Origin of the sequence: Pseudomonas sp. KUIN-1 (assembly GCF_009176725.1) — a bacterium.
Taxonomy (GTDB): Bacteria; Pseudomonadota; Gammaproteobacteria; order Pseudomonadales; family Pseudomonadaceae; genus Aquipseudomonas; species Aquipseudomonas fragariae.
The window spans coordinates 1035286-1059527 of record NZ_AP020337.1; the positions used below are offsets into that span (position 1 = coordinate 1035286).

Here is a 24242-nt window from a genome sequence, read left to right on the forward strand (position 1 = left end):
AGCTCATCACTGCGTGTCACCGCCAGGGTCTGGGTCAGGTCACCGGACGCAATACGGTCGACCACTGCCAGGGTTTCGCGCAGGGGACGGGTAATCTGCCGGGTGATGATCACTGCGGCGATGATGCCCAGAATGATAGCCAGCAGGGTGCAGGTGATCTGCGTGGTACGCGCCTGTGCGCTTTCCTGATCGCGGCGATCCAGTTGCAGCTTGTACATGTCCTCGCTGATCTTGACGATATCCTGCCCTTGCGTGGTCATTTCCTTGCGCGCCTGGACAATCGTGCCCGTGGCGGCCTTGAAGTTTTGCAAAGTCGTCCGGTAGGCCATCAACGAGGTTTCCAGCTGCCTGAGCTGATCGGCCTGAGTGCCGCTGAAGGTCGCCTTGAGCGCGTCCAGATCCTTGACGGCCGCATCCAGTTTCGAAACAGCTGCCTGCTCGGTCTCGGGCGTGGCATTGGTGGTGTAGCCGCGCACTTCATAGCGTGCGAGTCTCAAGTCATCCTTGGCATCGGTGACGAGTCGGTACTGCTCGAAACGGTTGGCGTCAGCCGGGTCCATGTTTCTGACTTCAGTCACAAGCTGCTCGAACACCGCGAGGCTTTTGACCGCGTGGGTCGTCAGCTCATCACGCGCAGCGGTGCTGGCCTTGTAGCCACTGCGCATGTTGTTGAGGGACTTCTGGTAGTCAGCGATCACGATGCCCAACTGATCGAGCATTTTCAGGTTTTCGGGACTTTTGAACGAGGCCCGCAGTTTTTCCTGATACGCCTTGAAGCTGTCCAGCGAGGTCTGCACGGTTTCGGCTACCTTCTCGTCGCCGTCGGCCACCATGTATTGCAGGCGCGTCACGCGCAGTTTGGTCAACTGCGCATTGAGTGAAGTAATGTCACTCATCCAGTTACTGCGGTTGATCAGCCCGCTCATGCTGGTCCAGCCAGTCAGTGCAAGAATGGCTGTAAAAACAAGTACCAGACCGAAGCCGAGGGCCAGTTTCATATTCACGCTGATGTTTGCAAACCAGCTACTCATTGAATTCTCCAACAACTGCCATTGAAACGGTCTTATCCCTGAAAGGTATGGCATACAGGTCAGGGCGGGGTGAGGTATACAGACACTATCGGCAGGAACTGGCCAAGCTGAAATAAAAAATAAAGAAAGTTCCACGACGCCTGGAATATTTTTTTCCAGGCATATCATTTGCGCCAGCACACCGTTATAAAGCACCGCCGAAGTCATTAAAGTAGAGCGCCGAATTCCAGAGGGAACGGCACACCGTCGGCTGTGTTTGCGAGATCAAAACCCTATCCGTTGCAGGTTCATTGTGTGTGCAGGGCATGACATTTTTTGTGTCGCAACTTGCTCTGGCCTCCGAGCCTTCTTCCAGCAGTCCTGTTGAGATGCCTTGTCATGAATTTAAAGTTTCGTCATAAGATTCTGCTGGCCGCGGCCGGTGTAGTGGTGCTGGCGTTCGCCTTGTTCACTTTGTACAACGATTACCTGCAACGTAAGACGATCAACCAGAACCTCGAGTCCTCCGTGGGTCAAGCGGGTCAACTGACTGCCAGCAGCGTCCAGAACTGGCTGAGCGGGCGCATTCTGGTGCTGGAAAACCTCACCCAGAACGTAGCCTTTCAGGGGGTCAATTCCGACCTCAGCGGACTGGTATCGCAGTCTGCGCTGGTATCGACCTTTCAGTTCACCTATGTCGGTGACAGCAAAGGCACATTCACCCAGCGGCCCAATGTGGACATGCCCGCGGGCTACGACCCTCGCCAACGGCCCTGGTACAAGTCCACCGTCGACGCAGGCAAGACCATTCTCAGCGCGCCGTATCTGGCTTCTGTGGGTGGCCTGGTGGTAACGATCGCCAGCCCGGTCAAGGCGGCGGGCCAGGTCACGGGCGTCGTCGGCGGCGACCTGAGCCTCGACACGCTGGTCAAGATCATCAACTCGGTTGAATTCGGCGGGCTGGGTTACGCCTTTCTGGTCAGTGGCGACGGACAGATCATCGTCAGTCCGGACAAGGAACAGGTGATGAAAAACCTCAAGGACATCTACCCCGGACAGACCATCAGCCTGGACGCGCGCCTGCGTGAGGTGAGCCTCAATGGCCAGCAACGGCTGCTGTCATTTACCCCGATCACCGGGCTGCCCTCGGCTGACTGGTACATTGGCCTGTCGATCGACAAGGACAAGGCCTATGCGCCATTGAGCCAGTTTCGCAGCTCGGCGATGGTTGCCGTGCTGATTGCAGTGGCCGTGATTGCGTTGCTGTTGAGCCTGCTCATTCGTGCGCTGATGCGCCCGTTGACCGACATGGGGCGTGCGATGCAGGACATCGCCCAGGGCGAGGGTGATCTGACCCGGCGCCTGAGCATTCAGGGCAAGGACGAGTTCGCAGCGCTGGGTGGCTCGTTCAATCAGTTCGTGGAGCGCGTGCACGCGTCCATCGTCGAAGTGTCCTCCGCAACGCTTCAGGTGCATGACCTGTCGCAACGGGTGGTCAACTCCTCTAACTCGTCCATCGTCGGTTTCGATGAGCAGAGCGCCCGGACCAACAACGTCGCTGCAGCGATCAACGAGCTGGGCGCTGCAACCCAGGAGATTGCCCGCAACGCATCGGACGCCTCGATCCAGGCCAGTGAGGCCCGCAACCAGGCAGAAGACGGTCAGGTAGTGGTCGAGAAAACGATACATGCCATGAGCGCGCTGTCGGCCAAGATCAGTGATTCCTGCATGCAGATCGAGCAACTCAACGCCAGCACCGAAAACATCGGTCACATTCTTGATGTCATCAAAGGCATCTCGCAGCAGACCAATCTGCTGGCCCTCAACGCCGCCATCGAAGCCGCCCGCGCGGGTGAGGCCGGACGCGGTTTTGCGGTAGTTGCCGACGAGGTGCGCAACCTTGCGCATCGTACCCAGACGTCTGCCGACGAGATTCACAAGATGATTGGCGGCCTGCAGAGCGGCTCTCAGCATGCCGTACTCAACATGAATGAAAGCCAGACGTCGAGTCAGGAAAGTGTCGAAGTTGCCAATCAGGCGGGCAGTCGTCTGCGTGATGTGACACGGCGCATTGGCGATATCGATGGCATGAATCAATCCGTTGCTGCAGCGACAGAAGAGCAGACTGCCGTTGTAGAAACCCTCAATATCGATATCAATCAGATCAACACGCTTAATCAACAAGGCGTGGCCAACCTTAATGAAACGCTCAAGGACTGTGCTGCGCTTTCGCAACAAGCCGGGCGTTTGAAGCAACTGGTCGACAGTTTCAAGATCTGACCGTACATCCAGTGACAGAGGCCGGGCCACTTATACGTGGCCCGGTCTTCAAGAGTGAGGGCTTGCAAGTACCAGTGAGTGGGGGTGTCAGCAAGCCCGCTGGACCGCCCAGCGTCACTCGTCCATGAAAAAGCCTGCTCGGTGGCAGGCTTTTGGTCAGAGATCCTTTTTAACCTCTTTATCGATGTGCTTGTCAGCCTTGTGACGTTCCTTGTCGTCATGTTTAGCACCTTTGTCAACCTCGTCAGCGTCGTGCTTCACGCCCTTGTCCACTTCCTTGGCGTCATGATCGACGCCTTTATCCAGTTCACGGTTATCGTGTCGGACACCCTTTTCCAGCTCACTCTCTGCAAGGGCGACGGGCGCTACAGCACCCGTCAGGAAGAGGGCGGCAGTCATTGAGAGTACGAGTTTACGCATGCTTTGCTCCTTCATGAGAAATGCTGGCTCTTCTTGAGCCATCACTTTCGAGCATAGACCAGGCATTCAGAGTGAAAAATGCAGTTCGTCGAAAGGCCGACTCGAGTAACGATCCAGTCCCGGCCTTCAAGCAACTGCTTTAACCAGAATGCTTGCGTCGATCTGCTCAATCGATGTCACCCCGGTCAACGTCATCGCCACATGCATTTCCCTGGCAAAAATATCCAGCATATTCTCGACGCCACGCTGCCCATCGGCGCCCAGCGCATAGGCCATCGAGCGTCCGAGCAACACGCCTTTGGCACCGAGGGCGAGCATGCGCACCACATCAAGACCCGAGCGAATGCCGGAGTCGGCCAGCACTGTCAGGTCACTGCCGACCGCCTGAACAATCGGCGGCAAAGCCTTGGCGGTGGACAGCACGCCATCCAGCTGACGTCCGCCGTGGTTGGATACGACAATGCCGTCCGCGCCAAAACTCAGCGCATCTCTGGCATCCTGCGGATCGAGAATGCCCTTGATGATCATCGGGCCTTGCCAGAACTCACGAATCCACTCCAGATCCCTCCAGCTGATGGACGGGTCGAAGTTGTTCGCCAGCCAGCCCACATAATCTTCCAGGGTGGTGGCCTTGCCCAGGTATCTGGAGATATTGCCCAGATCATGGGGGCGACCGAGCAGGCCGACATTCAGTGCCCAGTCCGGCTTGGTCATGGCTTGCAGAATGCGTCGAGGCGCGGCATAAGGCCCTGACATGCCCGAGTGCGCATCACGATAACGCGCGCCGGGCGTTGGCATGTCGACGGTAAAGACCAGCGTCGTGACGCCCGCCGCCTTGGCACGCTCCAGAGCGTTTTTCATAAAGCCACGGTCTTTGAGCACGTAGAGCTGAAACCAGATCGCTTGATCGCTCTGCGACGCTACCTCTTCAATCGAACACACCGACACCGTCGACAGACAGAATGGAATCCGCTTGTTCGCCGCGGCCCTGGCTGCCTGCACTTCACCGCGGCGCGCATACATTCCGCTCAGGCCTACGGGGCTGAGGATAATCGGCATCGCCAGGGATTCGCCAAACAGTCTGGTTTCAAGACTCACGTTATCGACATTTTTCAGGACCCGCTGGCGCAAGCTGATATCGGCCAGGTCCGAACCGTTGGCACGCAGCGTGTGCTCTGCATACGCACCGCCGTCAATGTAATCAAACAGAAAACGCGGGAGTTTGCGTTTGGCCGCTGCACGGTAATCGGATGCCGAAGAAATAATCATGACGTTTTCCTGAGCGAATAAATCTACGAAGCGAGGCCGCCAAGGGGGAGCGGCAGGTTCAGATTACGGAAAAACCGACTATGATCAAAACAACTAATACAACTTGAATTCAGTCGGAAATCGAATACTCGTGAACCTTCGAACATTACGCACTTTTGTCGAAGTGGTACGTCAGGGTAGCTTCTCCCAGGCCGCTGACGTGGTGTCGCTTACCCAGTCCACCGTCAGCAAAGCCGTCAAGACCCTTGAGGACGAATTGGGCACGCCGCTGTTGAGTCGCATTGGCCACCGCAGCGAACTGACCGCCGCCGGCGAAATTGTCTACCGCCGCGCCCTGACCCTGTTGGCCGAACGCAACGATCTGCTGACCGAGCTCAACGACCTGCGTGGTTTGAAGGGCGGCGTGCTGCGCATCGGTCTGCCACCCGTCGGCAGTGGTGCGCTTTTCGCCGCCATGTTCACTCAATACCGCGCCCGCTATCCGGATATCGATATTCAGCTCACCGAACACGGCGCGAGCAAACTGCATGAGTGCCTGGCTTCGGGAGAAGTCGAGCTGGCAGCACTGTTGAAGATGAACTCGTTCAGTGAAGAGTTCGATTACCAGGATGTGCGTATCGAGCCAGTGGTGGTGGTCATGGCAGAGAACCACCCGTTGGCCAAGCGCAAACAGGTCGTCATTGAAGACCTGGCCGAAACGCCGTTTATCCTCTTCGAGGCCGGATTTGCACTGAATACCATGATTAAACTGGCCTGCGACCGCAAGGGCGTGACGCCCAAAGTGACTGCGCGCAGCGGTCAGGTCGACTTTATTGTGGATCTGGTCTCGGCAGGGCTGGGTGTCGCGTTCTTGCCGAGGATGCTGGCGCAGAAGCACTGTCACGACGGGATTCGACTGGTTGCGCTGAACGAACCGGATACCGATTGGCATATGGTGTTGGCATGGCGCAAGAACGCGCACTTGTCACCTGCGGCCGAGGCCTGGTTGGCGCTCGCCAGGGAAACCCGTCTCCCGACGACGTCCTGAAATCCCGGAGGCGTGCTTTAAGCACACGCAGGGGGGGGCTCGGAGGCATAAGAGGTGTGACAAAACAGGAAGGCCAGAAACAAGAAAGCCCGCACGAGGCGGGCTTCTTGTTGATTCACAGTGATCAGAAGAAAACTGTGAATCGGTACTTGGTGGTACACAGGCAATTGAACTGGTTATTTAAGCACCTGTATTTATTGAATATCTTCGACTGCGTGTTTTAAAGGGATACACCTGGGGATACACGGCGCTCTCTGCTGGGCTGTTTTTTTGCCTGTCCGCGCAGATGAATTGTCTCGCCATAGGCTACCGACTATTGCCGACGAACGGTGAAAGTCTTGCCGGTTTTGACATTCACCTATCTGGGCGCACTTCAAGGCAGGGTGTAACAGCCGGTGTAACAGCAGAACCGCAGTCGCCACGCTAGCCACTCCGGGACCGGGTAGTGGTCATCCATGGGGTTGGTTCTCGCAATGGTGGCGTTCGTTCGGCGCGGCGGGATATTCCTTAATTAACCTGGGCTCCCATTTCGGTAGGACAGTTACTGGAAACTACTGATATTCCGGCAGTTTGGATTTGCCGCTTACAGGCGCATCTGCCGGAGGACCTGTCGCGGATCGGCACCGGCTGATATAGCGGATATGGCGTCCTTGGTGAGCTGATCTAAGGCCTTTTCCTCGAACGCTGCGGCCATTGAGGCAGCCTTGCGCACGATCAGCACAGCCAGCTCCTGAGGGAATTCAACAGCAGACGGGGTTGGCAGATAATCGCAGTCAATAATGGACACGGCTTTATCCTCGGTTGGCGTCGGATCAGTTGCGGTCATGGGGCGGGCCCACAACGCGCTGGCATGTTATCAGCTCCGCGGGAGGCAACTATACCAATTCCGGGTTTGCCGATCGGGGCGATGGATCGAAATCTGATGGGGTAGCGCTTCACGACCCCATGGCTCAAAGGTGAGTCATGATCACAATTAAATCCCACCTGCTCCGACCTGCTGTCAGGCTGATGGAAGCCACGGTAAATATTTGAGGAACACCGAGCGACACCACTCAGCCAAGAGTAGGTGTCGCGCCCGATAGCAGCGAGTCGAGAAGCGCTTTGAGCGATATTTTCTGAAGGCACAGATCCCCGTCGTCTCCGTACTTGGCTATCGCCCACATCACCCCCTGACCCATGTCAAAGACAACGGTGCGCCTGGACATCAGCCACCCCTCGCGAGGATTTCTCCACGACCACGCATGTTGACCCCGGTACGACTCAGCCACGATTCCATCGAACGCTTTGCCGTGGTGCAATTCAAACATCGCACCCGGCGACGTGTCAGCAGCAATATCGCTCCTGCGAAAATAGCCATAACCGCTGCCGTCATGACTCGGTTGCCTAAAGTAGCTCGACCATTTCGTATAGGTAGGCATTCCCAGCTTGAAATCGCGCAGCCGCTCGTGATTAGGATCAGGTAGCGATTCGCCTATCCGGATGTGCTCCTTGAATTTCTCGCCGTTCACGATCCAGATCATTCGCTCTCCATAGAACGTCTCGCGGCTTTTCATTTCCTCGATACTCATAGGAGAGTTCTGTAGCTCAATGACCGTGCCGTCAGGCCGCTTCACATCTGCGATGTGCCTCTCGCCAGAGTGGTCAAAGGCGACGACCTCCTGCCACTCGAATGGAAACAGTGCTTTCCAGGCGCGATGCCAAGGGCCCTCGTTCTCCATCCACGGATCGCAGTGTCGATGGCCGGCGTGTGCCCAGTGCCAGCGGATGATAGGACCGCATTTCGCCTGTGCGGGCTTTCCACACAATGGACATTCGCCTTTCAGACCCGGCGCTGGCGCAGAGCGCGCTCCACTCACAAGAGCTACTTCCATTGATGGCATACCCGCCTCCCATTCGATGATGCGAGTCAATGTAGCTGAAATCCGCCTGGGTGCATTTCATTCCTGGGTATGTCCAAAACAGGAGAGGACGCTTGCTATCAGTCAGCCAGACAATATGTCGACCGGCGCCCAAGTTGCCAGTCAAAACGCCCTGGTTTTGCTGGAAACCAAAGTGGAAACCAGCGACTGGCAACCATTATTTTTTGATATCGGGCGGACGACAGGATCGTGCATTGGCGGCTGCGAACCTCAGTGCGAAGCTGGGCCTGATACGGCCCCAGAGTGCGCACCAGTCATGCGTACCGAGCTGCGTACTTAGTGTGCGCAATCTAGGGGAGTGCAACTGCTTCCCGATATTCGTTGCTAGAAAAGACCTAGTCGCATGGCAGCGTTGTAGTTGGTGAGTATTGACGGCCAGCCTGGCTCAGCGGGCGGCATGATTAATTAATGGGTACCAGGCTAGCCGGCCAAAACACTAGGTCTCGGCAGCTCCAACGTAACGGATGAGTAGCATTGCAGCAACGTTCAAGCCGACAGATGGAATGGCGGCATAAATCCGGACCGGCTGAAGGAAAGCGTTTTGACGACCCGTAGGAAAGATGCGAGCGTGGTCACTGAAAGCTCGAACGTCGAAACACAAGGGCAGTGAGATGGATCAGGACCGCGTTCATAGAGATACCCTCTACGCCGAAGTATGGTCTACGCCCATGCTTTCCCTCGCTCCAAAGTACGGAGTATCAGCGGTTTTTCTGTCACGGGTTTGTGCCCGCTTGAACGTACCTTGTCCGCCCCGAGGTTACTGGGCGAGGAAAAAATCGGGACAAAAGCCGAATATTCCACCACTCCCAAAGCCGAGGGTTGGTGACCCTACCGAGTGGAGGAAGGGGGATCAGCTACTCCGCAGTAAGGGAGCTGCGCCCGTTGATGCTGCGTTGAAAGGCCGAAGTGATAGCCGTTTGATGGTGATGGGATCGCTAGATTCGTTCACCGATGGCAGGGTAGCGGGCGACGGTTATCTCAAGCCAAAGAAACGAAATCTACCTGATCTCGTAGTTACAGAGCCTACTCTTCGCAGGGCGGCGATGATCCTTCAGAAAATAGCGACCCGTTTTCGCGACTATCAACATCGGGTTTCCGTCGCTTGTGGTCAGGCCGGGTACGCGCGCAAGGCTCTCGATGAGGAAGAGGGCCGGCTAATACGCTCGGTATTTGAAACAAGCAATTGGGCACCCGCTCGGCCAACTCTGGTATTTATCGGTGAGCTAGCAATCGGCCTGACGATCTATGAGCAAACGGCCGACAAAGAGGTCGTCTATATCGACGGTAAGTACCTGCCTGTAAGCGAGGCTAGAAAACTCAGGCCAGGACTGTGGAGCGGAACCAGAGCTGCGCGCTACCAGGTGATTACTGATCGAGCTCCAACTAAACGACTCTGTCTCAGAGCATACAGCCCTTACCCTTTAGTCGATTGGACACAAACTTGGACGGAGCAAAATGTAAGCCTCTCGAAGCAGATCGATGAAATCGTACATTCGTTGATTAGCAGCGCTACCTCCTTGGGCCCCAGACTTGCGGAAGCTCATCGAGAGGCAGATTTGGAGCGGAAACGTTGGGAGGAAGAGAGAAGAATTGCTCAGCTGGAGTATCAGCGCTCACAGGTAATCAAAACTCGGAAAGATGCGCTACACGACCTCCTGAGCATCATCGAAAAGTGGAGCGTGGATAGGAAGGTTGAAGATTTTTTCGATGACATCATCAATCGCTCAAGCGACTTGAGTGAGGAGGCTCGATCTGAGCTCCTTAATAAGGTTCAGGAAGGAAGAAACCTTATTGGTAGCGTGGACAGCGTCGATGCGCTCATGGCATGGGTATCCCCACCGCCGTTGCTGAGTGAATAACTGACGTCGGGCGTTATGCTAGGGAAGGGCGGTAAGCCACTCTATGCTGTGATTGAGTCTTTGATTCTCATAACGGTTGTAGTTGAGCAGTCAGCGTGTCGGGCGGTAGCGCGGATGCCCAACCCGGCCTTTAACAGCTCCTTTACGCGCTTGTGCAGATCGGTATCCACTGGGCGCCCCTGATACTTGCCCTCGGCCTTCGCCTTCTCGATCCCCTGCGCTTGGCGCTCGCGCCGCTGCTCGTAATCCTTACGGGCGATAGCGGCCATCATCTCCACCAGCATCGAGTTGATCGCGCCCAGCATCCGGCCGGTGAACTCATCGCCTTTCGTATCCTGCATCCCCTGGTGGCTGGTCGGCAGATCAAGCGCAACGATGCGGAGCCCCTTGGAGTCAATCGCGGCCTTGAGCTTCTGCCAGTCATCCACCGGCAGACGGGAGAGGCGGTCGATTGATTCCACCAGCAGCACGTCACCCTTGCGCGCATCCTTGAGAAGGCGAAGCAACTCCGGCCGGTCAGCGGCCGCTCCGCTGGCATTCTCCAGATACACGCTGGCGATGACCTTATTATGTTCGTTGGCGAAGTGCTCGAGCGAGGCGCGAGCCCGGCCGGCGTCCTGCTCGTCTGTCGATGCTCTGAGGTATGCGCGGATGAACATGAAGTGCTTCCCGTATCAGTTTAGATGTCTCACTAATACTGTTGCACTTTGGGTGTCATATATCAAGCGAAAAGACCTGATATAGGAAGATAAGCCCGTATCAGCTCAGGCATACCTTTGTTTACACCGCGCTGAACTTGCCCCGAGGCCCGAGCAAAGTGCCGAACGACTCGGCATAGCTCTCTCGCATCTGCTTCGTGAAAATCTCGGTCAGCTCGACAACCTCCGGCCCGACTTCTTCACCGCAATGGATCACCGCGATAAAGCGGCCCATGACGTCAGCGTTCAGCTGCGCGCGCTCACGCCATACGTGGGGAGGCGTTTCTGCCTCCATGCCCTTGAAGATCACCGGCACCAGAGCCTGGCTTAGCGCCTCGATCAACTCTGGCATATTGATATCACTGATTTTCATCGCTTGCTCCTGATGAGTTGCATAGCCGGGCCATTTCGCTGCAGGTCGCGCAACATCATCTCGTAGGCACCCTTCATGCCCCGACTTGCGCCATCGTCAGCTGCTTGTTTCAGATTCTGTGCCATGTTCTCGTCAGCGCCTCCCTGAAAGTAAAAGTTCTGTTCGATCGTTGGCATGCTTACCGACGCTGAAGAGCTGGACGCCCTGGATGTGGATGCGGCACTACCGACATACCCGCCGTCGGCATAGCCCTTGGTGTTGGCGTTCATGCGCTCCAGGAACTCACGGGCGCCGGGCTGGCTGACCACTTCCTTTTTCACGACAAACTCACCGCCGTGCACGACACCCTTCGGCTCGAACTTGCCGCCGTCGCCCGTGTAGCCGCCACCGTAAAACCCGGATTTGGATATCATCTGGCTCGATCCGGTCATGACACCCTGCCCGAGCGTAGATGCACCACCGGTCATGAATCCGAACGCCGTACTTAGGAAGCCCGCGGCTGCCTGGCGCAACTGAATGCGGATGAGGTCGGAAACCACCCCGTCGGCAAAGTCGCTGAATGATGCTTTGCCAGTCTTCACGAAGTTGATAACCGCGTCCTCCATGTTGCCGAACGCCCGTGTAAACAGCTGATTTGTCTGCCCTGCGACGTTGCGAGACTGTTCGAGGTACGTCTGCATTGCCGAACTTGCGCCCAGCACCCAGTCCTGTTCTGCGCTGTCCACGTCGGTGTAATACTGGCGCTGCATGGCCAGTCGGCTTTGCAGCGCTGCGTTCAGTGCGGCGGTTTGCTTGGCGTACAGCTCCGGGGTGATCTTGTCCTCATTGCGCTGCGCTGCGAGCGCATCCAGTTGCGACTGGTACTGCTCCTGAATGCCGAATTGCTCCTGCATCCTGGCGCGCTGCTGGTCGCCCATGCCGAGCCCGGAAAGGCTGTTGTTCAGTCCGGTCCGGTCTTTGGCGAGCTGGCTATTCAGGTTCGCCTGAAAGGAAAACAGCTTTTGGGTTTCCTCGGTGGCCAGCTTGCGCAGTTCGTTTTCTTTCTCCAGCGCCGCGTTCTGCTTCTGCTGTGCGAGGTTCAGATCGGCCATGGCCAGAACCTGCTTTTGCGCGGCAGTGAGCGTCTTTTTCTCCTTGAGCTGGGCGATCTCTGTTTCCAGTTCGACCAGTTTCTTTTGCTCGGCGCCGATGGACCTGGTTGTGCCGTCCTGTATCAGCAACTCCCGGCTTTGCTGCTGCAGGACCGCATAACGCTGCCTGGCGTCATCGAGTAGCTTCGTGCCAGCGTCCTCCTGGAAGGCCTTTGTCTTGCCGGCGTTCTTGTTGACCGTGGTGCCTTGCTCGATCTGAGACGTTCTTGCATCAACCATTTGCTGGGGAGTCAGGCGAGTCGGAGCGGTCTTTTTGACCGTAGAGCCCCCTGTAAGAAGGGCGGCACCGGTCAGGGCCTGCTGTTTCGTCTGTGGCAGCAAAAGCAGGTTTGTGCCCTTGCTCAGAGTGAGCGCTTTATCTATGACGCGCTGCATCTGGTTTATCTGCTTGTTGGCGCTGGCCTCGGCGGCCTTGGCTGCCTCTTCGTGACTCTTCTTGACCGCGGCGGTGGCGTCCTCTGCTGCCTGCTGCTGGGTGTACAAGGCGACAAGCTGGGCCTTAAGTGCGGCCTGCTGGACCTTGTCCGCCTCCTTGACCGCGCTTTCATACTTTCTCAGAAGGTCGGTTTGCTCGGCCACAATGCTGGATTGAGCGGCCTGCGCCTTGGTCAGCCCCATTTTCTGGGCCAGAAGGGCGGCTTCGGCCTTCGCGTTTGCACCGATCAGGTCGCGTGATTCAGTCAATTTTGCGATGTACTTTTCCCACTCAGCGACTTGCGCCTTCGTCTGAGAGCCTGAACCGCTCTGACTTATCGTGAGATTCCCAGTGCTTTGCGATATTGCCTTCGTGGCCGCATCGACGGTGCCCAGCTTCGTGGCCAGGTCTGCGGCCGAGGCCGTATTCGTCTGTTGCGTCGCGGCCAGCTCGGCCAGCTTACGAATGAAATCAGGGGTCGCGTTGCTGTTCGTCTGAATCCACTGCGTGACGCTGTCGAGGCTTCGCTTTCCTGATTCGACCTCGGCAATCATGCTGCGGAACTGATCGGCAAACGGCCCGAGGGTGATGCCCCGTTCTACCTTGTAGGCGTAGTCATCAAGGGCAGATGAGGCCTTGTCCAACGCTGCTGCCTGCTGGTCTGCCCAGGTGATTTTTTGCAGGCGCTGCTGCTCAGCCGACAGGGCCTTGTATGCGCTTACCGTCTCGCTAACGGTGGCGTTATGGCTGATCAGTGACTTGGATGCATCGTCAGCTCGATCGCCGACGCTCAGGAATGAGTAGGCAACCGCGCCGGTCATGGCAATCAAGCCGACAGGCCCGGTCAGAAGCCCCAATAAGCCGCGTCCGGCAGCGCTCGCGACAAGCAGCGCCTTGCTGGCGGTCGTCACTGCCGCTGTGGCTGTCTCTGAGGCTCGTATGGCGGCATTGGCGGCCAAGGTAGTCTCAGCTACCCCCGCTGCTGCTGCAGACCTCACGACGTAGGCCTGCTGAATCTCGGCAGACGCAGCGGTCGTGGTGGCTGCCAGCTGGATCTCGGCGGCCTGGATCTGTTTGATGATTTTGATTTCGTCGAGCCTCGCTACAGCCATTCTGTTGCGTGCTGCAGCTCGACCCTGTTCGGATATCTGGCTCGACAGCCTGGACACTTCCAACTCGCGCTCGGCAACCAAAGCCGCCTGCACAGACCTCATATTGTTGAGTTCAGACTCCTGGCGCATCCGGTCGGCAGCTAGTTTTTGTTCTGCGGCTACCAGCTCGGCATTTGCCCGTGCGAGCGTCGCATTTGCGTCGGCCTGCTTTGACTGCGCGCTCAGCACCGCCTGTTTCGCTGACTCTTCCTCAGCCTTGTTTGCGGTCAGCGTTGCAGCGGTAGCGCTGTACAGCGCAGCGGCCTGCTGGATAGACGCCTTGGTCGACAGTGCTAAATTGGCGATGGCCTGGCCCGTAGAGAGAACCAGTCGACCGCCGATGATGTAGGCGAGCGTTTCCGCTGCATTCGACACCCGGGAAAGCATGAGGTAGGTGGCTGACGAGTCACTGGTCAGGGCGTCCATGGACTTGGAAGCGGCAACGAATGCAGATGATATGGTTGCGCTGACACCGCTGGCCTGATCCATCTTGCCGACCAGTTGGGTGAACGAGTTGTCCAGCGCGGTAATGCTGTTGCCGATCGTCACGGCAGTCCTGGCGAAAAGCTGGTCGACGGCCTGCTGCTGTGATTGCAGCGCCTTTACAACCGCGTCCGCTGTCAGAAGCCCGGCAGCGCCGAGTGCGCGCAGTTCCCCGACGGTCTTACCCATGCCTGCGGCGATTGCTTGAGCCAATGCAGGGGCCTGCTCCATGACGCTGTTCAGTTCTTCACCGCGCAGCACGCCCGAGGCGAATGCCTGACCAAGCTGGACAAGCGCTGCACTGGCTGATGCCGCCGAAGCGCCGGAGATAGCCAGGGTCTTGCTGATGGTTCCGACAACGCCGGCAACGCCTGCTCCGGTCAGTTTCAGCTCTTTCTGATTGGTCGCGATCCGCTGATACAACTCGGCCGTGGCATTGAGCGGCTGATAGGAACTCTGAGAGATATCGAACACAGCCTTTTGTGCCGTGGCCAGCTCACCAGCACCATCGGTCACCAGCTTCATGCGGTTTGTGAGGGTGCTGTAAGCCTCGGCTGCGTCGTAAAACGCTTTCGTGCTGACTGCCGCAACAAGCGGTCCAGCCAGGCCAGCGGCGGCCGATGACAGCGAGCGCACGCGCCTTTCGAGCGCCTGAACTTGGGCACCTGCTGACGCGGAATTGCGACCGGTGTCGCTCACTGCCCTGGAAGCTCCGGACAGTACCGGCCCGCTGCGCAGGCCTGCATCGTTGAGGGCGGTCAAGGCGCGGCGAAGATCATCGACCTGCTGCTGTGCGCTACGGCTATCGACCTCAAGCGCTAAGCGGGATGTAAGGGCCATCAGAAGCTCCTGAGCGCGACGTACAGTCCCGCTATGTGTTCTTGCGTAATTAAGCCGCCCGGCGCGTTGGCGACCAGGAAGTAGTCGAAGGATGGGTTGGTTTGCCGGATGTCAGTTTTGAGGTGTTTTGAAAGCATTGGCATAGGCCGTCATGAGCTCGGTGAGCGTCATCTCATGAAGTGGATGCCAACCGACAGCGTCCACTGATAGTTCGCCATGGCTTGATGAGCTAAGCCGTGATTGCATGCAGTGTTAACTGCTCCGGATGCTCGTTTTGCTTAAGCATGCACGCCAAGCACCGGCCTGTTTTCAGTCAATGCGATGAGCAAAGCACTCGCCTGAACGTTACCCTGGTCTGCCGCTGAACGAAGACGACTCCAGGCTGCTTTGACTTCTGCACGGGTTGGTTTGGATTGGTGTCCACGCGGCTTACTGGTTGGTGACATGGATTGTTCCTCTGCTGGCTGGCTGAAGCCTTACAGAGTCGACATTAGAGCTAATATGCGCATATAACCAGTATTTTTAGGGTGCACTTAGAGTGATACATAGAACGAGACAGTAATAGACTAAAAGACCCCCGGAAAGCGGATGGTCGGTGAAATCTTGAAGGGCGTTTTTGTCGCAGTAAGTCGTCGATAGGCAAAGTGATACAGGGGTGAGTTTTCGGCTCAGCGGTTCATCCTCAGATTGAGTTTGGGCGAGGGCCGCCCTAATGGGAGAGAGTTGTTCCGCGCCACGAAACGACAGTACGTGAAATTGTGGCGCGAGATTCTGTGAGCGCAGCGGCTTGGTGGTTACCACCTTGCTTACCTCAGTGGTAGCCATTACGCCAAACGTTGACAATTGTTGACATATCGCTCGATCTCATAGCATGCCAAAGCTACGTTAGGCCTCATTCATGGGGTTGTTTTTGCAGAACGATCATTCAACCATTGGAAATAGCTGCAAAAGCCTGGATACCAAGCTGGATACCAGTGCGAACTGCTCATTTGAATCTGCACGTGAACTTCGCACCGACCTCTTGAATGTCAGGTTTTGTCAGGTTCCGCGCGCGGAAAATCGATCTTGACGGACGGTGCTGATCAGGTCTTGGGCGAAGCTGGGTCAACCTGGTGTGACGGAGAGATTTGAGCCGCCGACTCTCCGCTAACGTTGCCGCGCACGGTGTGCATGTCGCCACATTCCTTGGCGGCCTGCTCCAGCAACTTCGCTGCTTGAGCAAGATGCCCACGCTCCTCAGCATTTTCCACCATTCGCCCGAGCGCACGCAGGCGATAGGCCCGATTCGCTACTGGGACCTCGGCAATAGCTTCGCGAAAGTTTGCCCGGGTATCTTCAAACAATGCCACCCAGCGCTTAGCCAGCCCCTTGCTGGAGCGCTTGGTTGGGTCGTTAATCTCGACCTGCTGGCGGGACACAGTCACCCCGAAGTTAGTCTTTACGGCCTCTGCCACCCGTGAGGGTGTATCGAAGCAGGCCAGCGCCTGGACGATAAAGGTTTTGATTTCGGGAGTTATCGCGGCCATAGGATCGATTCTGTCTAGGTTCTGTCAAGAATTGATCGCATGGTCTCGCAGATCATTAGTCCCGCGCCATGCCCGTCTGTCACGGTTATCTGATCAGCGCATGTAGAACGGCCCAATGCCGCCAATAGACTTACGGAATCGTAGCGGAATGATAGTGAAGCGCTTGATTTCACAATGGCTGGTATGTACACGGCAAAACTGAATTCTATACGCGATATCGTGCGGCTTGTGTCTGAGGGGGAAGGAGCAGATGCGGGTGCGGGAAGCCGCGCCTTAGCAGAAGGTCAAGAGAAGAGGTCGATGCTGGTAGCACACGAGCCCGCTCAGCGGCGGGCTCTGACGAGGCTTCAGATTGAAATTACCAACTGCATCCTTTTCTGATATCCGCAAAGGCCGCTTCTGCGCCTGAGGTGTCAAAGATCGCTGTGACCGGGCTTTCGCTATATGGGGTTACGTTAACGATAAACTTGTCTGACTCCATCATTTCCTTCATAGCCTTTATCGGAGAGCCCGGATAGAAGGTCGAAGTGTTGTCAGTGGATATCTGCCAAGACCTGGTAATGGCCTTGCTTTTGCCTATGCGATAGGTAACGTCTGTGTCGTCAGTACCGATGAATGAAGACCAGTTAACGAAAAGCTCAGTCTTACCGTCGGCGCAGCGTGCAAGCATGACCACGCTTTCCACCGACCTGCCCGTGCCGCCTTCAGACCCTAAAGCCGCCGTGTAAACAGGCTTGTCGTTCAAAGGGTCGGTCTTGGTCGCGGTGTACCACTTCCCCGATCCCTCGGTTTTAGTCGGCGTTGTCTTCTCCGCGAGCCCTGCGTCATCGGCAATCTTGTCGAAGCATGCCAGTCGCTGAACGTCGCCTTTTATTGCTGAGCATGCCGCGATTGATGTATCGCTAATCGCCGCGAGCCCTGGCGTAGATGCCGTCATGGCCGAGAGGCAAATCAATCCAGTTATCGCCAAATTACGCACAGTACAACCCTCCATAGATGAAGGGTGATTCTACCTTGCCATCAATTCGTCGCGCACGCCCCTCATCAAATCTCAGACTCAACGAGCCCGTTAGCAGATGTGATGCAGATCGGTGGTGTGTTGCATGGTCGGCCCCTGGGTCTGTGATGGCCTATGTATATGTGACCGGATCGACCTGAAAACCTGCGCTGATCCATTCGCGGCGAGCATTTCGGGCCCCTACATGCGCAAGCCAGATAAGCGCTCCGTCGGCTCGCTCAGCAGAGTGATGATCATCCGCTATGGTTAGAGCTCTTCACCAAGGAGCAAGGGAACATGGACGTCATCAAAGTCAGACTCTGCGTCTACGGCCAGAACAACTCCAGGCTGGGCACGATGGATAGCGAAGGGGTCATTAGGTCGGATCGAGCGGTGATCTTCCGAGTGAGAGACTGCGCTGTCTACTCGATGCACCAAGGCTATCTCGGAAAGCTTGTAGATGGGGTGTGCCGGACGAGTAGGGGGGAATTGATATTTACCTTGCGAGACTCGTGAGCGTGGCCGCCGAATTTACCGCAAATGAGGGGGCATCTATCTGGCTGAGGGGCGCGCAGCCGGCGGAGTAGCATTTAATTCAAGGCCTGCAGGTAATTGCAGCAGCAAAGTGTGAATTGCTGCCTACACTCCGCGCGATGTAGGTCTCAGGAATTCTCCCGACCTGCGATAAAGGATCGCCCGAATGAACTCCCAAATGGACCTGAGGCCTATCATTGAGGCAGCATTTTTACCTATGAAGTGCGTATGCGATATCGCCCTGGGCGGCTCGATGACGATCCGGATACCCAACCCGGCCACCGAGGCGGAAGAGTTCACCGTGACAGGCATCGACACGACGGCACTGGTGACCATCCGCGACATCGTTGCGCTTGTGCTTGAGGTGAAATCGGAAATGAGGTTGCGGCGCTCTGCGTCTTACCTGCATCCTAAAGGACGGTAGGCATATGCAGAATGAAAAAGCCCGGCGCTAGGGCCGGGCTTCTAAGTCGCTATGTCAGCCGTAATCGCGAGTGGCGCATGCGAGAATCAATTGTCTATCATTCGCTGGACAGTGATGGATACCGGTTCCATTTTTTTGGTTTTCGCAGACATTCTAAACTTTACTACTACATCTGCTCTAACCTTGAATTTTCCGGCAAGGCTTTGGGGGTCTACACCTTCCTCCAGTACCAATTTAACACGCCGGTCAACCAGTCCTCTGATGATTGCCGCCCAGCCTTTGCTGGATGAGTCGAGGTCTGTTGCCCTGATCTCCACATCCGCATCTGGGTGCGGCTCGTCAATTTCGAATGGCTCGAACTCTACCACGTCGGGTATTTCTCTTACCGTTTCTTCCGGAATCGACAGGTTTTCATCCTCGCTCATGACCACGGTTGCGCCTTCCTCTTTCTTGGCTGGCGCAATAATCTTGACTGCGGCTTGAGCGAGCTTTTTCTTGTCAGTTGCTCCAACCTTCTCGATTACCTCCGCGAATTTCTCCGGCGACATTGCGTATGATTCCGCCCCAATAACCACAAAATTACTGTTGTTAATGTTTAGCGACACTGGAGACGGAGACGGAGGGGCTTTGTTGATGATTGCCCATGCTGCGCCAGCCGCTACAAGGGCGCCAACTACGCAGGTGACAGCCACAGCGCCTTTCAAGACCGGACTACCATTGCCAGGAAGCTTTCGATAAACATTTTTTCCCCCCTCTCGGACCTTATCCAGAAACTTATCTAGCTCTGCCTGGTTCTTAAAAACCAGCTTTATCAGCGTGTCTTCAATGAAAGAACCTTGCTGAAAGCCCTCGACCAGCAGCTCCGCAGACATAATGCCAGCGCCAGTGAGCTGAGATAGAGCCTCTGGGAGAAAGTGGACAGAAACCTTTTCCAGAGCAGCCAGAGAGTCTATTACGTCCTGAACCGTTAACGGCTGCTTATTCGTGTACTTTACAGAATGTTCGACGAGCAGCACGAAATCAGACATCTTCATCCCTTCTCATAATATTTCCATTTCTCGGCTTTGTTCGGCCATTTTTTGGTAAGACCTCGTCGCCCCAACCGGGAATCGACACCAGCAGCAGTCCGGCTCTATCGATCATATCGCTGGTTGCCAGTGGATATCAGGTAAAGCGATTCGGAGTATGGCAGCCGTGCAAGTATATGAGCGCCGTTCAGCACTCCGGCCAATACTGCGCCTCGACATAGTAAATTCACGTTTCCTTGAATCCGCACGCATATGGCATCAGCGCTGTCGATAAACTCGGTCTTGTTGAGGCGAAACATTACAACAGTGCTACCCTCGGGTACTGCTCCGATGGGCGCCACAACAAAAAATGTGAACTGGGTATAAATGGCCAAAGCCAGAACCACTATAGCGCCGACGCTCAAAACTTTTTTCATTGAAAATCCTTTTCCTAATTTCTATGTTACAAATCTCAACCGCGCAGATTACCCGACCGCTGGTCACTAGCTGGCCAGCACTCTGATCGGCTAACGGCCCGTTACTTACAGGCGGCTTCCGCCACATAGAAGGAAATTGAGCCTTGTGTCAGCGGAGCCATGCTCCCGCTAGGCTTCGATGCTTTCATTTCGGCCAGTGTTTCACCATCGCCCAGATACTTGAACGTGCCAGCCGAGCAGTTGACCAAGCGCTGAGAGTAGCCGGTGCCGCTAGGCCCCACACGTTTGGTTGTGATTTTTCGCTCATTGCCTTTGGCGTCCCGCTCCAACACAAAATACTGGGCCTTTGTGTCGGATGGCACAGGAAGCGGTGTTTCGGCGGCAAGCACCGGCATGACTGCCACTGCGAGAATTGCAAACATCCTGTTTTTCATGACTGAATCCCAAATATGCGCTAAATGCCCCGCCGCGTCAGATTGCCTGACTTCCCACTTCGGTATGGCAGGTGGCTACTTTGTCACGCGCCACGAAACGTGAGCAAGCCAAATCGTGGCGCGTATGAACGAATCAATGAGCTGTCCCTCACTGGCGTCATTCAAGAGCTTTAGCTCCAGCAGCGCCTGCAGCAGCATTGAATCAATGCAGCGTGAGGTGAGGAGTTGACTTTGGATCGAGTGGTGCGCCAGGTTCGAATAGGTCGGGTAGCTGGTCCTCTGGGCATTCCCGGATAAACTGGATCGTTGCAGCGTGGCAGGCGCGGTAGATTGGCCCGCCAGCGCCCCAGTCTTCGCCGTAGCCTGATGAGCTGTCTTCCAGTTGTGACAGGTACGCTATGCCTTGCAGGCTTGTGTCGCCGTCCTCGGCAGCCTGATGCCGGTGGACAGGATTCACGCTCAGCAGATCGCACATCCGCTCAAAGCCCAGCGCTTCAGCCAAGCCCTCGCGGTCGAAAATAAACGACTTTCCAAACCCTAACAGGATGGCTCGCCCTCCGGCGCATTCGACTTCTCGGTGTGCCAGCGCTTGCCGCTCAATGTCCGCAATGGCCTGTTTGGCGAATGGCAGGAACGGTTTGAGCTTGTTCGCCTCGCGGCGGAAGGCCCGCCGCTCAGCAGTAATGGAATCAAGCCTTTCAGACACAATACGACAGATCCGTCGAGTGGTGATGAGCTGGGTGCTGGCGCTGATACCTGGCTTTAGGGCGATGCTGCAAAGCCTCATGAGAACGCTAGATGTCATTGGTGTATCTCCATGGGCGTTTGGTCGTAAGTGACGCGCAGATCGGCACCAGCAGGGCAGTGGCGGCCGGTAGGCATGCTGCAATTGCGGCAGGCCATGACGTGGCTGATGTACTGGTCTCGGGCACGCCGCCATTCAGGCGTGGCTTCGGCGGCGTGCGTGTAGGTGCGTGCCGGTGTTGTTTGGTGGCTACCGCGCTCGATCAGCGTGAGCAGTGGTCGATCCACTGGGCTTTTCGTCAGGTTTGGTCGTGATGCGGCGGCCCGGGGCGGCAGGCCATCCAGCAGACCGGACAGGAGGCTCATTGCTGGATCTCCACGGTTTGGCTATGACTCTCATATGTGCCTGTGAAAAAAAATCGGGGGAACGGGGGAACAGTGGGAACAGCCAATGTTTCCGGGGCTTTCAGATGGGGTACATGTACCCCACCCAAAAAACGGGGGAACAGTGATAACCAGATGCGCGGAAGGTCTGGCTCTCTTATATTCAAAAACATGTTTGTGTTCCCCCTGTTCCCCATACATTCAATAAGGGGGAACGGTTCCAGGCCCTATAGATACTGGCTGTTCCCCCGTTCCCCCTGTTCCCCAAGAAAATAGGTTCCTGTGAACTCGGGCATTTGCATGCGGTGATGAAGGTGTTGTTCATGCGCTGCCACCTTCACCATCCATGACCTCTGGATCGATCACGTATAGGCGGGCCGAACCTCCACCTGGGATTCGGTATTTCTTCGTCTTGCGGCTTTCCCGGTCAGTGTCACGTCTGGCAAGCATCCCACCGGCCTCCAGCGCCTTTATCACGCGGCTCAAGCCATGTCCGTGGGCCGCTTCGACAATGGCTGACTTGTTGAACAGGTACAGGCGTTTCCCCACGGACAGCTCCCAGTAGCCTGCACGGTTGAACACTTTGGTGTCGGGTACTTGATCGTTCACGTCCGAGAAGCGGCTTGTGCCGTGCTTATCGATGAAGTCCAGAATGCCAGCCAGGATCTGTCGGTCCTCGGCATTGCCGCTGCCCACCTGATTGAGCCATTCGCCGTATAGCAATTGGCAGTCGGCCAGAGCGCTACCGGGCGTCCATGGGAGCAGGCCATAGGCAATGGCCATTTCGCCCGCCAAGGCAATCACTGCAAAGCGATCTGCCACGCGCCCAGCCTGGGCGTTGTCCTCAATGAACTGGGCTCGGGTTCTGGCGAAGTCTTCCAGCAGGCCGGGTCGGTCATCACTGGCGAGAAGATGCTCCACGAATGCGGGGCCGATGTGGCCGTGGTGCGCGCTCACTGCCACGGTGAGCAAGCGGTGGAAGTCGGCACCCTCAAGGCCATGCAGCTCGTCGAAGGCGCGGTGAGTTCGCGTACCGGCGTTCACGTCGACCATTCGCAACTCAGCGCCGGCGTGCGCCGCATTGCCGCTGATGGCCGCGTGCTCGGACAGAGAGCGCTCGCCACTCGATAGCGCCAGCAGTCGCCAGCTCAGTTTGCCGCGGGCCTCGCGGTCGCGGGTCATCGTGCCTTTCCCCTGACCGTTGGCCAGCGAGTAGGCCATTTCCTGCACCCGCTTGGGATCTGCCCGCTTTATCTCGTCCAGCGGCAGCATGGTGTCGTTGCGGCTGGAGGCCTCGATCTCCAGACCGCCCTTGGTCATGTCCCAACTGGCCGCGAATATTCCGGGGTCGCCCCACACCGACGATCCGATAAGCTGCGCCAGTGATTTGCCGCTCGAGCTGTCGCCAACCAGGTGAACACCGCCGCCCAGCACCCCCACCAGACTGAGCAGGGGGCCAGCCAGTGCACAGCCGATCGCCAGTGTCAGTACCGGATTACCTTCGCACTTGGCAGCCACCTCGGTTTTCCAGCCGTCTAGCTCGCCACGCCGACTGAACAGCACCTGAGCCTTGTTGCTGGCCTGATACCGTACCTTGGCGCTCCCCAGCGTTCGTCCGGGCAGCACAAACGCGCCTGACTCATGCCAGCCCGGGCGGCTGGTGGTGGCGAACATCTCGTCCGGGCGCTGGTCTAGCAGGTACTCCATGAACGTTCCGCGTTTCTTGAGCGCGATGATGACGCCCATGCCGAACAATGCGCGCCGGGCATCCTCGCCGCTGCCGCCGAATACTTCCATGGCGATGATCCACTCCTTGATACCGCCCTCGGTGGCCAAGCGGAGCAGACGGCCCTCGCTACCGTCGTCACTGTTGGTTGTACGGGCAACGACCGTCACCGGGGTAGAAATCCACTCGTCGGTGATAGGCCGGTCACTGGCATCATCTTCGTTCTCTTCCTCGTCGGCACCGCCACGCTTGAAGCCGTGCCAGTAGACCCCCGGGCGCAAACGCCGGCCTTTCTCGTTGATCACCCACTGTTCATGCACTGCCCAGCATGGTCGGTCTGGTGTTATGCGCCGGCCACGCTCCACCTCAAAACCGGCCAGCTCGTCGCAGATCTCGCGCTCGCGCCTTACCGCCTCTTGCAACTGCTCGGAATCAATCTCGCTCAGACCTTCTCCACGCTCAATCTGGACTGCTGCGATTTGCTGAATGATCCGAGCATGCTCCCGCCCACTCTCCAGAGCCTTACGCCGGTATTCGGAGCGATCTGCAGCGGTCAGGCGTCCCGGGAACAAGTCCTTGAACTCCAGACCGATTGAGGCGAGAACATCCTCGGATGAGCAGCCGGCAAAGCAGTGGATCAATGCCCGGCCATCGTCGGTGCTGGACACGCTCAAGGAGGGGGATTTATCCACGTGCGCCGGGCATTTCGCCATGTGACGGTTCTTGCCGGACGGCTTTACGCCATCCAGCCGTTGAAGAATCCGGCTGGCTGGGTCATCGCCCACTACGGACAGTTTTGGCCTAGGTTTCATTGCAGTTGCTCCCGCGCCGGTACTGCTGCAAAAGCCTGCATGACCTGACCGTTATTGATCGCGTGCCAGTAGGTGAGCTCGTCAATCGCTCCAACCTGACGAGCCTCTACGGCGGCGTCAGGGCTACGCATCACAACTCGCCCGCACTCGGCGTCCTCCGCAGTCAGGAAAGGCCCCAGCAGTGGCTTGGGCGTTTTCGGATGAACTACGAAGAACAGCTCGTTGGCTTTTTTCAGGCAAGCCGATCCCGTCGACGCAAGTGCATCGTTTTGAAAATTCATGCTGTTAAACCTCTATCGGGCTGACGCCTTGCAGTAGCCGC

21 protein-coding genes and 1 pseudogene are annotated in these 24242 nt (G+C 56.9%); 5 read left to right on the forward strand and 17 right to left on the reverse strand.

The features are described from left to right. Positions 1 to 11 precede the first annotated feature (11 nt). Positions 12 to 1238: pseudogene (locus KUIN1_RS28510) on the reverse strand (methyl-accepting chemotaxis protein); the annotation flags it as partial. 171 nt (positions 1239 to 1409) lie between these two features. Here KUIN1_RS28510 and KUIN1_RS04970 point away from each other — a divergent pair. Continuing rightward, entirely contained in the window at positions 1410 to 3290 is a 1881-nt protein-coding gene (locus KUIN1_RS04970) for a methyl-accepting chemotaxis protein (protein WP_024652571.1), read from the forward strand. Positions 3291 to 3446: 156 nt separating this feature from the next. Here KUIN1_RS04970 and KUIN1_RS04975 read toward each other — a convergent pair whose 3' ends face one another. Together KUIN1_RS04975 and lldD are read right to left on the reverse strand one after the other, a co-directional pair. After that, on the reverse strand, positions 3447 to 3710 hold the full coding sequence (locus KUIN1_RS04975; RefSeq protein ID WP_024640176.1) for a hypothetical protein: 264 nt from the start codon (positions 3708 to 3710) through the stop codon (positions 3447 to 3449). A 126-nt stretch (positions 3711 to 3836) separates the two neighbouring features. Next, positions 3837 to 4979, reverse strand: a complete 1143-nt coding sequence (gene lldD, locus KUIN1_RS04980) for an FMN-dependent L-lactate dehydrogenase LldD (RefSeq protein WP_024652572.1) — start codon at positions 4977 to 4979, stop codon at positions 3837 to 3839. 130 nt (positions 4980 to 5109) lie between these two features. Here lldD and KUIN1_RS04985 point away from each other — a divergent pair, with 130 nt between their 5' ends. Then, on the forward strand, positions 5110 to 6006 hold the full coding sequence (locus tag KUIN1_RS04985; RefSeq protein ID WP_024652573.1) for a LysR family transcriptional regulator: 897 nt from the start codon (positions 5110 to 5112) through the stop codon (positions 6004 to 6006). A gap of 583 nt (positions 6007 to 6589) precedes the next feature. On the opposite strand, the gene KUIN1_RS04990 is transcribed toward KUIN1_RS04985, so the two are convergent. Both KUIN1_RS04990 and KUIN1_RS04995 read right to left on the reverse strand, forming a co-directional pair. Next, positions 6590 to 6793, reverse strand: a complete 204-nt coding sequence (locus KUIN1_RS04990) for a hypothetical protein (protein WP_152092429.1) — start codon at positions 6791 to 6793, stop codon at positions 6590 to 6592. A 265-nt stretch (positions 6794 to 7058) separates the two neighbouring features. After that, on the reverse strand, positions 7059 to 7916 hold the full coding sequence (locus tag KUIN1_RS04995) for a competence protein CoiA (protein WP_232060014.1): 858 nt from the start codon (positions 7914 to 7916) through the stop codon (positions 7059 to 7061). Between the two features lie 929 nt (positions 7917 to 8845). Between KUIN1_RS04995 and KUIN1_RS05000 the strand changes: the two genes are divergently transcribed. After that, positions 8846 to 9784: a hypothetical protein gene (locus KUIN1_RS05000; protein ID WP_152092431.1), complete on the forward strand. Its 939-nt coding sequence runs from the start codon at positions 8846 to 8848 to the stop codon at positions 9782 to 9784. 41 nt (positions 9785 to 9825) lie between these two features. Here KUIN1_RS05000 and KUIN1_RS05005 read toward each other — a convergent pair whose 3' ends face one another. From KUIN1_RS05005 to KUIN1_RS05025, 5 genes are all read right to left on the reverse strand, one after another. Next, positions 9826 to 10443 (reverse strand): recombinase family protein, encoded by a 618-nt coding sequence (locus KUIN1_RS05005; RefSeq protein WP_152091860.1) that lies wholly within the window; start codon positions 10441 to 10443, stop codon positions 9826 to 9828. A gap of 121 nt (positions 10444 to 10564) precedes the next feature. Continuing rightward, positions 10565 to 10855: a hypothetical protein gene (locus KUIN1_RS05010; RefSeq protein WP_092194755.1), complete on the reverse strand. Its 291-nt coding sequence runs from the start codon at positions 10853 to 10855 to the stop codon at positions 10565 to 10567. Continuing rightward, complete coding sequence (locus KUIN1_RS05015) at positions 10852 to 14895, reverse strand: phage tail tape measure protein (protein ID WP_152091861.1); 4044 nt, start codon at positions 14893 to 14895, stop codon at positions 10852 to 10854. Before KUIN1_RS05015 ends, KUIN1_RS05010 begins: the two co-directional genes overlap by 4 nt. A gap of 1082 nt (positions 14896 to 15977) precedes the next feature. Continuing rightward, entirely contained in the window at positions 15978 to 16421 is a 444-nt protein-coding gene (locus KUIN1_RS05020) for a DUF2280 domain-containing protein (protein WP_152091862.1), read from the reverse strand. A 358-nt stretch (positions 16422 to 16779) separates the two neighbouring features. Continuing rightward, entirely contained in the window at positions 16780 to 17400 is a 621-nt protein-coding gene (locus KUIN1_RS05025; RefSeq protein ID WP_232060015.1) for a type VI secretion system-associated protein TagO, read from the reverse strand. Positions 17401 to 17715: 315 nt separating this feature from the next. Between KUIN1_RS05025 and KUIN1_RS27915 the strand changes: the two genes are divergently transcribed. Then, the gene (locus KUIN1_RS27915) at positions 17716 to 17934 is read left to right on the forward strand and encodes a hypothetical protein (RefSeq protein WP_152091864.1); all 219 of its coding nucleotides are present in this window, start codon (positions 17716 to 17718) and stop codon (positions 17932 to 17934) included. Between the two features lie 184 nt (positions 17935 to 18118). Beyond that, positions 18119 to 18376, forward strand: a complete 258-nt coding sequence (locus KUIN1_RS05035) for a DUF1652 domain-containing protein (protein WP_024652579.1) — start codon at positions 18119 to 18121, stop codon at positions 18374 to 18376. Positions 18377 to 18462: 86 nt separating this feature from the next. On the opposite strand, the gene KUIN1_RS05040 is transcribed toward KUIN1_RS05035, so the two are convergent. From KUIN1_RS05040 to KUIN1_RS05070, 7 genes are all read right to left on the reverse strand, one after another. Then, positions 18463 to 19404 carry a hypothetical protein gene (locus KUIN1_RS05040; protein ID WP_152091865.1) on the reverse strand — a complete coding sequence of 314 codons (942 nt, stop codon included), beginning with the start codon at positions 19402 to 19404 and terminating at the stop codon, positions 18463 to 18465. Positions 19405 to 19508: 104 nt separating this feature from the next. Next, a complete protein-coding gene (locus KUIN1_RS05045) occupies positions 19509 to 19820 on the reverse strand; it encodes a hypothetical protein (RefSeq protein WP_024652581.1) in 312 nt (103 codons plus the stop codon). Positions 19821 to 19921: 101 nt separating this feature from the next. Next, positions 19922 to 20254, reverse strand: coding sequence for a hypothetical protein (locus tag KUIN1_RS05050; protein ID WP_152091866.1), 333 nt, complete (start codon positions 20252 to 20254; stop codon positions 19922 to 19924). A gap of 202 nt (positions 20255 to 20456) precedes the next feature. After that, on the reverse strand, positions 20457 to 21059 hold the full coding sequence (locus KUIN1_RS05055) for a hypothetical protein (protein WP_152091867.1): 603 nt from the start codon (positions 21057 to 21059) through the stop codon (positions 20457 to 20459). Beyond that, the gene (locus KUIN1_RS05060) at positions 21056 to 21364 is read right to left on the reverse strand and encodes a hypothetical protein (protein WP_152091868.1); all 309 of its coding nucleotides are present in this window, start codon (positions 21362 to 21364) and stop codon (positions 21056 to 21058) included. Before KUIN1_RS05060 ends, KUIN1_RS05055 begins: the two co-directional genes overlap by 4 nt. A 339-nt stretch (positions 21365 to 21703) precedes the next feature. Then, positions 21704 to 23920, reverse strand: coding sequence for a DUF927 domain-containing protein (locus KUIN1_RS05065; protein WP_152091869.1), 2217 nt, complete (start codon positions 23918 to 23920; stop codon positions 21704 to 21706). Next, positions 23917 to 24201 carry a hypothetical protein gene (locus KUIN1_RS05070; RefSeq protein ID WP_152091870.1) on the reverse strand — a complete coding sequence of 95 codons (285 nt, stop codon included), beginning with the start codon at positions 24199 to 24201 and terminating at the stop codon, positions 23917 to 23919. The genes KUIN1_RS05065 and KUIN1_RS05070 overlap by 4 nt, the downstream gene beginning before the upstream one ends. Between the last annotated feature and the right edge of the window lie 41 nt (positions 24202 to 24242).